At 67.0% G+C, this 12,900-nt stretch carries 10 protein-coding genes; 4 read left to right on the top strand and 6 right to left on the bottom strand.

Going from position 1 to position 12,900, the window contains the following annotated elements:
* Nucleotides 1–89: 89 nt before the first annotated feature.
* The 4 genes from QQL87_RS29175 to QQL87_RS29160 are packed head-to-tail and all read right to left on the bottom strand — an operon-like array spanning nucleotide 90 to nucleotide 4,697.
* Entirely contained in the window at nucleotides 90–482 is a 393-nt protein-coding gene (locus tag QQL87_RS29175) for an MAPEG family protein (RefSeq protein ID WP_284422560.1), read from the bottom strand.
* Between the two features lie 24 nt (nucleotides 483–506).
* A complete protein-coding gene (locus tag QQL87_RS29170; RefSeq protein WP_284422559.1) occupies nucleotides 507–1,589 on the bottom strand; it encodes a lipocalin-like domain-containing protein in 1,083 nt (360 codons plus the stop codon).
* Nucleotides 1,579–4,041 carry an ABC transporter permease gene (locus QQL87_RS29165; RefSeq protein WP_284422558.1) on the bottom strand — a complete coding sequence of 821 codons (2,463 nt, stop codon included), beginning with the start codon at nucleotides 4,039–4,041 and terminating at the stop codon, nucleotides 1,579–1,581. Before QQL87_RS29165 ends, QQL87_RS29170 begins: the two co-directional genes overlap by 11 nt.
* Nucleotides 4,038–4,697, bottom strand: coding sequence for an ABC transporter ATP-binding protein (locus QQL87_RS29160; protein ID WP_284422557.1), 660 nt, complete (start codon nucleotides 4,695–4,697; stop codon nucleotides 4,038–4,040). The genes QQL87_RS29165 and QQL87_RS29160 overlap by 4 nt, the downstream gene beginning before the upstream one ends.
* A gap of 258 nt (nucleotides 4,698–4,955) precedes the next feature.
* Here QQL87_RS29160 and QQL87_RS29155 point away from each other — a divergent pair, with 258 nt between their 5' ends.
* Nucleotides 4,956–6,266, top strand: a complete 1,311-nt coding sequence (locus QQL87_RS29155; RefSeq protein WP_284422556.1) for an MFS transporter — start codon at nucleotides 4,956–4,958, stop codon at nucleotides 6,264–6,266.
* A 292-nt stretch (nucleotides 6,267–6,558) separates the two neighbouring features.
* Here the strand turns inward: QQL87_RS29155 and QQL87_RS29150 are convergent, their stop codons facing one another.
* A complete protein-coding gene (locus QQL87_RS29150; RefSeq protein WP_284422555.1) occupies nucleotides 6,559–8,277 on the bottom strand; it encodes an N-acyl-D-amino-acid deacylase family protein in 1,719 nt (572 codons plus the stop codon).
* A gap of 349 nt (nucleotides 8,278–8,626) precedes the next feature.
* Nucleotides 8,627–9,850, bottom strand: a complete 1,224-nt coding sequence (locus QQL87_RS29145) for an MFS transporter (protein ID WP_284422554.1) — start codon at nucleotides 9,848–9,850, stop codon at nucleotides 8,627–8,629.
* 421 nt (nucleotides 9,851–10,271) lie between these two features.
* Here QQL87_RS29145 and QQL87_RS29140 point away from each other — a divergent pair, with 421 nt between their 5' ends.
* Genes QQL87_RS29140 through QQL87_RS29130 form a run of 3 tightly spaced genes read left to right on the top strand, consistent with a single transcriptional unit; the run spans nucleotide 10,272 to nucleotide 12,869 of the window.
* On the top strand, nucleotides 10,272–11,015 hold the full coding sequence (locus QQL87_RS29140; RefSeq protein ID WP_502871230.1) for an ABC transporter permease: 744 nt from the start codon (nucleotides 10,272–10,274) through the stop codon (nucleotides 11,013–11,015).
* On the top strand, nucleotides 11,012–11,836 hold the full coding sequence (locus QQL87_RS29135; protein WP_284422552.1) for an ABC transporter ATP-binding protein: 825 nt from the start codon (nucleotides 11,012–11,014) through the stop codon (nucleotides 11,834–11,836). Before QQL87_RS29140 ends, QQL87_RS29135 begins: the two co-directional genes overlap by 4 nt.
* Before the next feature lie 37 nt (nucleotides 11,837–11,873).
* Complete coding sequence (locus QQL87_RS29130; RefSeq protein ID WP_284422551.1) at nucleotides 11,874–12,869, top strand: ABC transporter substrate-binding protein; 996 nt, start codon at nucleotides 11,874–11,876, stop codon at nucleotides 12,867–12,869.
* The last annotated feature ends 31 nt before the right edge of the window (nucleotides 12,870–12,900 follow it).

The following is a 12,900-nucleotide window of genomic DNA, read 5'->3' as shown; positions in this document are numbered from 1 at the left end:
CCGAGAAGAAAACGTCGCTATCAAATGATGCTAAAACTATCTTAGCGCCTATGGGGTCAAGCCCGGGACGACGGCGGAGTGCGGAGCTGTCAGCCGTGCAGCATCCGCCAGAGGATCGCGATCAGCGCGCCGGCCAGCAGGACTGAGGCAGCCAGGGCCTGCACGCCGAAACCGGGCCCGCGCTTCTCGGCGGCCTTGGCGTAGGACACCAGGTACATCGCGCGGCCGGCGATCCAGACCAGGCCGATCAGTGCTGCGATCACGTCGCTGACATAGATCGCGAACAGCCACAGCGCCGGCAGGAAGATCGGCAGCCATTCCAGCGTGTTCGCCTGCACGCGGAAGACGCGCTCGAAATCCGCATTGCCGGTGACCGCAGGAGCCTTGACGCCGAAGCTGGCGCGCGCCTGGGCGACACGGAAGCCCATGTAGAAATACAGCATGAGCGCGAGAACGGTGACGAGTGCGGTGAAGTGATACATGGCGGTGTCCCCCGGTGATGCGCTTCAATACCCGGTCAGCTCGAGATATCCTACCCCGGTGTGGCTGCCCTTGAAGCTGATCGGTCCTTCCCAATACGGCACGCGGGTGCCCATCCAGGCCTTCGGGTTGAGCGGCGCCGAGTCGATGGCGATGCCGAGCGCCGATATCTCGACGCGCCAGCCGACCGGCAGCTTGCGCTCGCCGATCGCAACGGTCTCCGTCGGATTCATCACGATGCCGTCGGGACCGAGCGGGCGCGAGGCGCCGTCTGCCGTGACCCAGGTGCCCGATGTGTAGTTGCCGTTGCCCTGCCGCATCCGGTACAGCATCAGCTTCTCGCCGCCTGAGAAATGCAGCGCAAACCAGTCCCAGCCGCTCTGGTCGGGGCTCAGCGGCTGGCTGCTCCATTCGCGGTCGAGCCACGCCTGGCCTGTGACTTCGACCGGCTGGTCGTCGAAGGTCAGGCGGCCGCGAGCGCGGTAGAACGGCTGGCTGTAATAGTAGGACGCCTGGCCGCGCTCGGATTTGCGGCTGTAGCCATTGATGCCCTGAAGTACGACGGGGCGATCCGCCTCCAGATGCAGCGCGTAGGAGAAGTCGGGTGCACTCGCGCTCATGTCGAGCGGCGCCAGCGCCTGATCGTCGGTCGTATCAGTGCCGCGCAGCTGCCAGTCGTCGATCCAGGCCTGGAACGGCTTGGCCTCGACGCCGGCCTGGCCGATGCCGCCGCGCGCGTATTTTTCAGTCGAGCGGTGACTGTCGGCGCGCGTCACCGCGGCATGCGCCATCCAGAGCTGCTGATTGTCGAACCCTTCGCCTTGCGGTCCGGGCCGCGCTGCCGAGCGGAACAACGTCCATTGCAGGCCAAAGGCCTTGCCGCTGGGACCGCTGAGATTCGCCGTGATGTACCACCACTCGATGCGGAAATCGTTGTGCGGGCCGTGGTCGGCCGGGAAGCTGAACGTCTTGCCCGGCGTCACCGGCGCAAAGCCGTCGGCGCTGTCGCTCAGGCCGGCAAAGCCCTGTGCGTGCGCAAGGCGCGGCAGCGCCAGCAGGCCAAGGCCGCCGATCAGCCTGCGTCGCGTGAGAGTGGCTCTAGCGCTCAATGGTGAAGGTCCTCACGAGATCGGCCGGCTGCATGCGCGCCAGCCGCAGCACCGGCAGCAGCGAGGCGATCAACGCCGCAAACAGCGTGACGATCAAGAGCCTGATCAGCTGCAGCGGAAACACGTCGAACGGCAGCCGCCAGCCGAATGCTTTCACGTTCACGATCGCGATCAGGCACCACGCGACCAGAAGCCCGAGCGGCAGCGCCAGCAGCGCGGTGAGGCCGGCGAGCGACAGCGTCTTCAACAGCTCGACCTCGGCGAGGCGCCGCCGCGTCAGCCCGATTGCCCAGAGCGGTGCGAGCTGCGGCAGGCGTGAATTGGCCAAGGTGAGCAGACTCGTCAGCAGCGCGATCGCTGCGACGCCGAGCGTGAAGGTATTGAGTGCGCCGGTCACCGCAAAGGTGCGGTTGAAGATCTGCCGCGACTCCTGCTTTACGGTCGCCTGGTCGACGACGTTGCGGCCATCGAGCCCGAACTTGTCGGTGAGCGCCGCGATCACTCCCGGCACGTCGGCAGGAGCCGCGCGCACCGCCATGCGCGTCATCGGCGTGGCCGGGAAGCGCCGCGTCAGCGCGGCGACGTTGACGGTGACCTGTCCCTTCGGATTGCCATAGTCGGCATAGATGCCGGCGATGCTGATGCGCCAGTCGCCGGCGGGCGCGGGAATGTCGAGGCTGTCGCCGAGCGAGAGGTTCAGCCGCCGCGCCAGCTGCTCGCTGACGAAGCCGGCATCGCCGCGCACCAGCTGCTTCCAGGGATTGTCGCCGGCCTGCAGCAGCGGCCAGTGCTCGCGATAGGTGTCGTGATCGGGCAGGCCGAGCACGTCGATCGGCGCGCCCGCCACCTGCACCTCGGCGCGGCCGCCCGGCAGCACCGCCTGCACCTCGGGCCGCGTGCGCAGCCAGGCCTGGAGGTCGCGCGCCTGCGCTTCATCCGCGGCGCTGATGTAGATATCGGCGGCGAGCCGGCCGTCGAGCCAGACCAGGAAGGTGCGGCTGAAGGTCTCCACCATGGTCGCGACGCCGACATTGACCGCCAGCGCCATGAGCAGCGCCATCAGCGCCAGCGACAGGCCCGAGATCTGCTGGCGGCTGTCGGCCCAGAACCATTGCGCCAGCGCTCCGCGCGCGCCGCGCTCGCCGAGCCGCAACACCAGCTGCAGCACGGCCGGCAGCAGCAGCGCCGCGCCCAGCATCAGCGCCGCGAGCACGCCGAAGCCGGCCAGCAGCGATTGTCCGAACCACAGCAGCAGGCCGGCCGCCGCGAAGAAGGCAAGCGCAACGCTGCTCTGCAGCCGCAGCCAGCGGCGCTGCGCCTCCTGCCAGGCGTAGGGCAGCGCGGTCGAGAGGATCGGCAGCCGCATCGACTTGATCAGGCTGGTCGTGGCGGCTGCGAGCGCGCCGGCGACCGAGATGATGAGGCCCGCGAGCCACCATTCCGGCCGCAGGTTCAGCTCGCCCGGCACCTGCGCGCCATAGAGACCGCGCAGCGACGCCGCGACGTTGGGCAGCAGCGCCGCAGCAATGACATAGCCGCAGACGAGGCCGACGAGGCCCGCCACCAGCGCGAACGCGATGAGCTCGCCGATCAGCACGCTGTTGAGCTGGCGCGCCGACACGCCGCATGCGCGCAGAGTGCGTAGCACCGGCAGCCGCTGCTCGAAGGCGAGCCCGATGGCGGAATTGACGATGAACAGGCCGACGACAAAGGACAGCAGGCCGAACGCGGTGAGGTTGAGATGGAAGCTGTCGGTCAGCCGCTCCAGGTCGGTCTCGGCCTCAGGCTGCACCAGCTGCAGCCGGCCGGCTGCAAACTCCCGCAACGGCGGCAGCTTGCCTGACATCTTGCCGACCAGCAGCCGCGAGATCTGGCCGGGCTTGTCGAGCAGTCTCTGCGCGTCGCTGATGTCGACCACGAGCACGCCGGGCGCAAGCTGCTGCTGCGCCATCAGCGGCGGCAGCAGGGCGTCGTTGCTGAGCCGCGGCGCCGCGCTCTCTTTCAGTCCGAGATCGGCCAGCGTCTCAGGTGAAATCAAGGTGCGATGCGGCGGCGTGAGAAATGACTCGAGCTCGCTGCGTCCGACCGTGGGCGCGTCGCCGACTTCCTTGGGGATGCTGAACGGCTCGATGCCGAGCAGCCGGATCGAGCGGCCGTCGATCTGCACGCGGCCTTCGACGACCGGCGATACCGGCCAGCCGGCGCGGCGCAACTCGGCGAACACGCTCGAGGGCAGCATCTTGCCGTCGGTCGCGACCAGCATCGGCGTGCGCGCGCCGCCGAAGATCGCGGCGGCGCGGTCATACGAGCTGCGCGCCTGCTGGTTCAGCGCCTGCACGCCGCTCCACAGCGCGGTCGCCGAGATCAGTCCGATCAGCAAGGTCGCGAGCTGCATCGGATGCCGGCGCCAGTGACTGAGTAGCACGGCGAGAATCCACAGCGCGCGTCTCATGCGACGCGTCCGGCATGCAGATGGACGTGGCGGTCGAGCATCGCGGCGAGCCGCGCGCTGTGCGTCACCATCAGGAAGCCGCAGCCGGTCCGGGTCACCAAATCGCGCGTCAGCGCCATCACCTCGTCGGCGGTGTCCTCGTCGAGATTGCCGGTCGGCTCGTCCGCGAGCAGCAGGCTCGGCTTGATCGCGAGCGCGCGGCCGATCGCGACGCGCTGCTGCTGGCCGCCGGACAATTGCTCGGGATAACGCTTCAGCAGCATCTTCAGCCCGAGCCGCTCCACCAGTTCGGTGTGCCACGCCGGATCGTGCCGTCCGGCCAGCCGGGCCTGGAAACTGAGATTGTCCTGCACCGACAGGCTCGGCACCAAATTGAACTGCTGGAACACGAGGCCGAGCCGCTCGCGCCGGATCGCCGCTCGCCCGGCATCGTCGAGCGCGCCGACGGACGCGCCATCGAGAATGATCTCGCCGCCATCCGCCGCATCGAGTCCCGCAATGAGATGCAGCAGCGTGCTCTTGCCCGAGCCTGACTCGCCGGTCAGCGCGACGCGTTCGCCGGAGGCGAGGTCGAGGTCGACGCCACGCAGGACTTTGATCGGCTCGCCGCCGGATCGATAGGACTTGGTGAGTTCACGGACACTGAGCACGCGCATGACCGGGGTTGTTGCATCACAACATGTCGATGGCAAACGCGAACATCATTTGCTCGTTCGTCGAGAAGTCCACGATGTGATGGCCGTTCGCTCGTGACCAGGTTGCGTGGGCTTCGCCGTGCAGCCCGAGAGGGTAAATTCTCGCGTTGCAACAACAACTTAGCGCGCGGGCCCGTTGCCTGCCGAGCCGCTTCGTGCGTAGCATCGTCGAAACGCCCGAACCACAGGGGCGGATCAAAACAATGACGGGGAGGGAACATGGCCGCGCCAACGACGCTCTCGCGCACATCCCGCGCAAGCTCGCAATCCACGCCGAAAGGCGCCTGGAAGATCACCTTCCTGCTGTTCCTGTTCATGCTGGTGAACTTCGCCGACAAGATCGTGGTCGGATTGGCCGGTGTGCCGATCATGACCGAGCTTAATCTGAACGCCGAGCAGTTCGGCCTGCTCGGCTCGTCATTCTTCTTCCTGTTCTCGATCTCGGCCATCGTGGTCGGCTTCGTCGTCAACAAGGTGCCGACGCGCTGGGTGCTGCTGGCGCTCGCGCTGATCTGGGCGCTGGCGCAATTCCCGATGGTTGGTACCGTCGGCTTCATCACATTGTTGATCTGCCGCGTCATTCTCGGGGCCGGTGAGGGGCCGGCGGCGTCTGTCGCGGTTCACGCGGTCTACAAATGGTTTCCCGACGAGAAGCGCGCGATGCCGACCGCGATCCTGTCACAGGGCTCTGCCTTCGGCGTCATCCTTGCAGTGCCGGCGCTGAACTTCATCATCGTGACCTACGGCTGGCACTACGCGTTCGGCGCGCTCGGTGTCGTCGGACTGATGTGGAGCGTGGCGTGGCTTTGGCTGGGCCGGGAAGGCCCCTTGGCCGAGATCGAGATGGCCGGCTCACGCGAGCAGCGCGTGCCCTATCTGCGGTTGCTGACGTCGCGGACCTTCGTCGGCTGCGCTGCGGCGACCTTCGGCGCCTATTGGGCGCTGTCGCTCGGGCTGACCTGGTTCACGCCGTTCCTCGTCAAGGGGCTCGGCTTTTCGCAGCAGCAGGCCGGCTTCATCTCGATCCTGCCCTGGATCTTCGGTGCGTGCGTCGTGCTGACGACGGGCTTCCTGTCACAGATGCTGATGGCGCGCGGCGTCTCCACGCGCATGGCCCGCGGCGTGCTCGGTGCGACTCCGCTCGTGATCGGCGGCGGACTGATGGCCTGCATGGCGCATGTCGACAGCGCATCGGCCCAGATCGCGCTGCTCGTGGTCGGATCGGGATTGTGCGGCTCGATCTACGTCGTATGTCCGCCGATGATCGGCGAGTTCACGCCGGTCGCGCAGCGCGGCGCCGTGATCGCGATCTACGGCGCGCTCTATACGCTCGCCGGCATCATCGCGCCGGTCGTGATGGGCAAGATGATCCAGGCCTCCGGCAGTCTGGTCGAGGGCTACATGTCGGGCTTCACCATCAACGCGGTCATCATGGTCATCGCCGGCCTGCTCGGGCTTGCGCTGCTCTGGCCCAACAGCGAACGCGGCCGCCTGCAGGCGCATGAGGCTGTCGCGCCGGAGTTTGCGTGAGGGGTGGTTCGGGCGGCATGATGGATGAGCTTAGCGCCGCCTTGCCACAACGCTAGCCTTACATTCGGTGTCGTCCCGGGCAAGTCCGGCAACGCGAAAGCGTTGGCGGACGCCGACCCGGGACCCATACGCCGTGGCGGACCTGGCTGGGCGAGATCGGTCGGACATCGTGCCTCACAGATCTCCCTGTGGTTATGGGTCCCGGATCGGCGCGCGCGTGCCGCGCGCTTGTCCGGGACGACAGCGAGGATATCGTTGGCTTCGTGCCTACACAGCTAAACGACGAACCCGGTCAATGCGCGCTACCACGCGCGCCCCTGACCAGCCGCCCCGGCCGAGCGCCCGTGGCCTCACCCTGCCGGCGCGTCACCACGCCGGAGACGATCGTCGCCTCGTAGCCGTCGACCTGCTGCATCAGCCTGCGGCCGCCGACCGGAAGATCGTAGTGGACCTTGGGCGGGTGTAGATGCAGCCGGCCATAGTCGATGACGTTCACATCCGCCTTGTAGCCGGGCGCGATCAGGCCGCGATCGTCGAGGCCGACGGAGAGGGCGGTCTTGCGCGATTGCGCGGCGACGACGAAGGGGATCGAGAGCCTGTCGCCGCGGCGGCGGTCGCGGGTCCAGTGCGTCAGCAGATAGGTCGGGAAGCTGGCATCGCAGATGATGCCGCAATGCGCGCCGCCGTCGCTGAGGCCGGGCACGCTTCTGGGGTCGCGCAGCATCTCATAGGTGGCGTCGAGATTGCCGTCGGCATAGTTCAGGAAGGGCACGTAGAGCATGCCGCGGCCCTCGTCCGACAGCATCGCGTCATAGGCCAGCTCCTCCGGCCGGCAGCCGCGGGCGCGGGCCTGGGCGCCGAGCGACCGCTCCGGCGGCTGCTCGTAGTCCGGCGGATCACCGAGCTGGTACATCTTGTCGTAGTTCGGCTTGAAGAACAGCGGGTCGTCGGTTGCGCTGGCCTGCTCGCTGAGGATGGCCGCGCGCACCTGCGGATCCTGCATCCGGACCACGCGCGCGGGTAACGGCAGATGCGCGATCGCCTGATAGCTCGGATGCGTCTGCAGCGGGTTGCGCGACAATTCGAGCCCGAGCAGCAGCCCGACCGGGCGCGCTGCGATCTGCGCCGTCACCGACAGGCCGCGCGCGGCGGCTGCATTGATCTCGGCCAGCGTCTGCCGCCAGCGCTGCGGCGCACGGTCGTTCTGCGTCACCGAGAACGAGATCGGGCACTTCGTCTGCTCGGCGATGCGCAGCATCATCGGCAGGTCTTCGTGGATGGTGGAGATGTCGAGCACGAATTGCAGCACGCTGCGGCCGGCGCTCTGCATCGCCGTCGCGATCGTCATCAGTTCGTCCTCGCCAGCCTTCAGTGTCGGCGTGTAGTCGCCGGTCGAGGTGCGGTGGTTGAGCGTGCGCGAGGTGGAGAAACCGAGCGCGCCGGACTTGACCGCATCGCGGGCCAGCGCCGCCATCGCGCGGTTGTCCTCTGCTGTGGCCGGATCGCGCCGGGCGCCGCGCTCGCCCATCACATAGACGCGCAGCGCCGCATGCGGCAGCTGGGCGCCGATGTCGAGATCGAACGCGCGCTGGCCGAGCCATTCCATGTAATCGGGAAAGCTCTCCCACTCCCAGGGAATGCCGGCTTCGAGCACCGGCTCGGGAATGTCCTCGACGCCTTCCATCAGCTGGATCAGCCGCTGATGATCCGCGGGGCGGCACGGCGCGAAGCCGACGCCGCAATTGCCCATGACCGCGGTCGTGACGCCGTTCTGCGATGACGGCGAGATGTCGTGGCTCCAGGTGACCTGGCCGTCATAGTGGGTGTGGACGTCGACGAAGCCGGGCGTGACGAGCTTGCCGCGCGCATCGATCTCCTCGCGGCCGGATGCCGCGACCTTGCCGACCTCGACGATGCGGCCGCCGGCGATGGCGACATCGGCCTCGAAGAGCTCGCCGCCAGATCCGTCAGCAACGGTTCCGCCGCGGATCACGAGATCTGGCTGGGTCATGGCGTGTCTTCCCCGGATGTTGTTGTTGCGTGCATCATCGGCGGTCGGGCGGTGATGTCAACACGCGGGACGTGAGGGCAGCGTTGCGACAGAAGCCGCCGCCGCGGTGCCTATGACTGTGCCCTCTCCCCTTGCGGGAGAGGGCGTCGCCGGCCTATCCATTCACTCGGTCGGGTGAGGGGTATCTCTCCACGAGTGTAGCGCGGAGAGATACCCCTCACCCAACCGAGCTTGCCGAACCGTCCTGCATGCCCTTTCCCGCAAGGGGAGAGGGCGCAGTCATGGGCACTGCGCTCATCTTCCTGTGTCCAGGCGCTTTGACGATAAGCTTGATAGTGACGACTAACAGCTAAGCCGTCGCCTTCTTCGGCTCGGTGAAAAACGCCAGCACGATGGTCAGCAGCATGAACACGACGGAGGTGCCGAACACCCAGCGCGGCGCGTGCATGTCCATGATCCAGCCGAACAGCAGCGGGCTGATCACGCCGGCGACATTGAAGCCGGTGGAGACGATGCCGAAGGCGCGGCCGGCGGCGCCGGGAGGGGCGGCTTGGCGCACCAGCATGTCGCGCGACGGCGCGATGACGCCGCTCATGAAGCCGGCGGTCAGCATGATCGCGACCAGCAGCACGGTCGGCAGGCTGACGAAGGTGATGATCAGCACCAGCACGGCGTTGATGGCATAGGCGACCGCCGCGACCAGGTTGTGATGGCGGATGCGGTCGGCGAGATAGCCGCCGGCGAGCACGCCGACGGCGCTGGCGCCGAGAAAGGCGGTCAGTGCGATGTTGGCGGTCGAGAACGAGATGCCGTAGCCGTTCATGAAGGCGACGACGCCGAAACTGGAAATGCCGATATTGGACAGGCTCAGCAGCATGAAGAACACAGTGAGCAGCATCAGCATCGGCGTCAGCAGGCTCGGTGGCTTGGCCTTGGTGCCATCGGCGCGGACGTGATGCTGATGCTTCGGCACCTCTGGCACGTTGCCGGCGAGCAGCAGCAGTGCGGCGAGCGGGCCGACGAGGCCGGTGGCGATCAGCGCGCCGGAGCCGCCCACGGTCGTCACCAGAGCGGCGACGACGGCGGGCGCGACGGCGCCGCCGAGATAGCCGGAGAAGGTGTGCACGCCGAAGGCGCGGCCGATCCGCTTCTCCTCGATATGGGCTGACAGCAGCGCGTAGTCGGACGGATGATAGACCGCATTGGCGAGGCCCATCAGCACCGCCGCCCCCATCAGGCTGGCGTAGGTCAGGTAGACGCCGAGCATGGCGAGCGACACGCCGCCGAGCGTCAGGCCGAGCAGCAGGATGCGGCGCGCGCCGACGCGGTCGACCAGATAGCCGACCGGCGCCTGGGTCAGCGCCGACACCACGGCAAACACGGTGAGCGGAAGGCCGAGCTCGACATAGCCGACGCCGAGCTTCTCCTTGAGATAGGGGAACAGCATCGGCAGCACGTACATGTGGAGATGGCTGACCCAATGGGCCAGCGAAATCAGCGCCAGCGTGCGCACGGAAGAGGCGGCCCGGACCGGAGCACCGGTATGTTGCGATGCGGCGAGAACGTCAGCCATGGTCGATCCGATCGGCTCCGGGGGTCTGAAATTGGCCTGGGTGTCACTGCGGGCCGCGAATGGCCGCCTCTTCCGCGGCATGGCGCGGCGAAGCGCCACACTATCGGCGATTGTGGTTCACTGTCCATGAACGCGGCTGCATGGCACGTGCGCGCATGCTGCGCCCGCCGACATCTGTGGCAGGCCGATCATCTTCGGCAGTCGCCTGCGCGCATCCCATGACGCGCGGCGCGTGGCGCGCAGACAACTCCGGCGAGCGGTGAAGCGGGTCTGCCATCGGCGTGCCATGCATTGCGCTCACCGTGCAACCTGCTCCCGACGCAACTTGTATGGTGAGGCGGCATGACCTATGATTTTTACCGTGCGTTGGTTTGAGCAGTGCGAGTGATGTGACATGCACGTGCGTGGTCTGAGAACCGTCGTGCTGCGCCTCGCGCCTTGGCTCTGCGTCGTGCTGTTGTGGTACGCGGTGCGACTGAGCGGCTTCGTCAACGACGCCCTGATTCCAGCGCCGCAGCAGGTCGCCGCGCGCTTCATCGATCTGCTGCTGCATCACGGTCTGCTGTACGACATCTTCGCCTCCGCGCGGCGTGTGTTCGCAGGCGTGACACTGGGGATCGCCGTCGCCGTTCCCATCGGCTTCCTGATCGGATGGTACCGGCCGGCCCGAATCTTCGCCGATCCGCTGATCAATTTCTTTCGCGCGCTGCCGCCGATCGCGCTGATCCCGCTGGTCATCGTCTATTTCGGCGTCGACGAGGTCGCCAAGCTGGTGATCCTGTTCTACGCGGCGTTCTTCTCCGGCGTGATCGTGATGTACGAGGGCGTGTCGCAGATCACGCCGCTCTACATCCGCGTGGCTCAGACGCTCGGGGCGAGCGAGCTCGAGACCTTCCTCAAGGTGATCATTCCGCTCACCGTGCCGCATATCCTCACCGCGCTGCGGGTGTCGCTGGGGGTGACCTGGGCGACGCTGGTCGCCTCGGAGCTGATTGCCGCGCAGCGCGGGCTCGGCGCCACGATCCAGAACGCCTCGACCTATTTCCTGCTCGACGTCATCTATGTCGGCATCATCTGCATCGGCTGTGTCGCGCTGATCATGGACACGCTCCTGCGCCGGCTCAGCGCCTGGCTGCTGGTGTGGCAGGACCGGGCCGTCGGATGACGGGCGGTCCGGGAGCGCGACGGGCGAGGTTCGATCAGGTGTCGCTCGGCTTCGACACGCCCGGCGGCCGGCTGACGGTGATCGACGATGTCAGCTACGACATCGACGAGGGCGAGTTCATCGCCGTGATCGGTCCGTCCGGCTGCGGCAAGACCACGATGATGAACATGCTGGCGGGATTCCAGAAGCCGACATCCGGACGCGTGCTGTTCGACGGCGTGCCCGTGGTCGGCCCCGGTCCGGAGCGCGGCGTGATCTTCCAGGAGTATGGCGTCTTTCCCTGGCTCACCGTTCGCGACAACATTGCGTTCGGCCTGCGCCTGAAGGCCAATCGCGTGCCGGCGGCCGAGCGCGACGAGATCTGCGCGCATTATCTCGCCTTGATGGGCCTGACCGAGTTCGCCAATGCCTATCCCAAGCATCTCTCGGGCGGCATGCGCCAGCGGCTTGCGATCGCCCGCGCCTACGCGGTCAGGCCGCGTTTCCTGCTGATGGACGAGCCGTTCGGCGCGCTCGACGCGCAGACCCGGATCCACATGCAGACCCTGCTGCTCCGGGTGCTGGCGGCCGAACGCAAGACGGTGATGCTGATCACGCACTCGGTCGAGGAGGCGGTCTTCATGGCGTCGCGGATCGTGGTCGTGACCGCGCGTCCGGCGCGCATCAAGGAGATCGTCGAGGTGCCGTTTGCCTATCCGCGGACCGAACAGCTGCGCGAGGGACGCGAGTTCGCGGAGTTGCGGGCCCGGGTCGGCCGGCTCGTGATGGACGAGTACACGGCGCCGCTGGCGCCGACGCCATCGTTCGTTCCTGCAGACTGAACAACGACAATAAAACGACAACAGAGGGAGGCGTATCATGGATCGGCGACACTTCTTGACGACGGCGGCCGGGGCCGTGCTCGGCGGCGCCACGCTGGCAGCGCCGGCGCTCGCGCAGGCGAAAGCGCGCATCCGCGTCGGCTACCTGCACACGCTCGCCGTCGACGGCCAGATCTGGACCGGCATGGACCGAGGCTCATTCGACAAGCAGGGCCTTGATCTGGAGCTGCGCCAGTTCAACACCGGCCTCGAACTGTTCCAGGCCCTGATCGGCGGCAGTCTCGACGTGCTCGCCACCGGCGCGGTCGTCTCCAACTTTCCGGCGCGCGGCCAGGGCAAGGTGTTCCTGATCAACGACATCGAGGTGGCCACCGCCCAGCTCTGGGTCCGCGCCGATCAGGGCATCGCATCCTTCGCCGATCTCAAGGGCAAGCGGATCGCGACCACGACCGGCACGACCGCGCATGTCTTTCTCGACAAGGCGCTGCGCGCCAACAAGGTCGACCCCAAGGACGTCGAGCTGGTCAACCAGGCCATGCCGGCGGCCGTCACCGCGTTCATCTCCGGTGCCGTGCCGGCCGTCGCGCTCTGGGTGCCGTTCAACATCACGGTGCGCGAGAAGGTCGCAGGCGCGGTGAAGCTCGCTGACGCCTCGGCCTATTATCCGCAGGCTGCGATCATGGGCGGCTGGGCGGCGCGCAACGATTACTACGATGCCAACCGGGCCACGCTCGCCAATCTGATCAAGGGCTGGGCGGAAGCCAACGACTATTTCATCGCGAACAGCAGCGAAGCGCTGGAGTCGCTGCAGAAGGCGCATTACCCGCAGGCGCCGCTGTCCGATCTGAAGGAGCAGTTCGCGGCCCAGAAGATGTTCACCTCGCAGCAATGGAAGCCGATGTATGCCGACGGGACCGTCGCGGCCTGGCTGCAGCAGTCGACCGACTTCTTCATGGCCAATGCGGGCATCAAGGAGTTCACCCCCGCCAGCAGCTATTTCGATTCGAGCCTGTATCTGAAGACGCTGGCGTGAGGCTCGCGATCGTCGGAAGCATGATCCGGAA

The sequence above is a fragment of the Bradyrhizobium sp. SSBR45G genome (assembly GCF_030159255.1).
In the GTDB taxonomy this organism is placed as follows: Bacteria; Pseudomonadota; Alphaproteobacteria; order Rhizobiales; family Xanthobacteraceae; genus Bradyrhizobium.
The sequence above is the reverse complement of the archived record's forward strand: the minus strand, read 5'-3'. Positions and strand labels throughout refer to the sequence as shown.

Coding starts and splice junctions, on each gene's coding strand:
- QQL87_RS29160 (WP_284422557.1), bottom strand. CDS start 4,697: ATGCGCGTGCTCAGTGTCCGTGAACTCACCAAGTCCTATCGATCCGGC.
- QQL87_RS29130 (WP_284422551.1), top strand. CDS start 11,874: ATGGATCGGCGACACTTCTTGACGACGGCGGCCGGGGCCGTGCTCGGC.
- QQL87_RS29145 (WP_284422554.1), bottom strand. CDS start 9,850: ATGGCTGACGTTCTCGCCGCATCGCAACATACCGGTGCTCCGGTCCGG.
- QQL87_RS29175 (WP_284422560.1), bottom strand. CDS start 482: ATGTATCACTTCACCGCACTCGTCACCGTTCTCGCGCTCATGCTGTAT.
- QQL87_RS29165 (WP_284422558.1), bottom strand. CDS start 4,041: ATGAGACGCGCGCTGTGGATTCTCGCCGTGCTACTCAGTCACTGGCGC.
- QQL87_RS29135 (WP_284422552.1), top strand. CDS start 11,012: ATGACGGGCGGTCCGGGAGCGCGACGGGCGAGGTTCGATCAGGTGTCG.
- QQL87_RS29150 (WP_284422555.1), bottom strand. CDS start 8,277: ATGACCCAGCCAGATCTCGTGATCCGCGGCGGAACCGTTGCTGACGGA.
- QQL87_RS29155 (WP_284422556.1), top strand. CDS start 4,956: ATGGCCGCGCCAACGACGCTCTCGCGCACATCCCGCGCAAGCTCGCAA.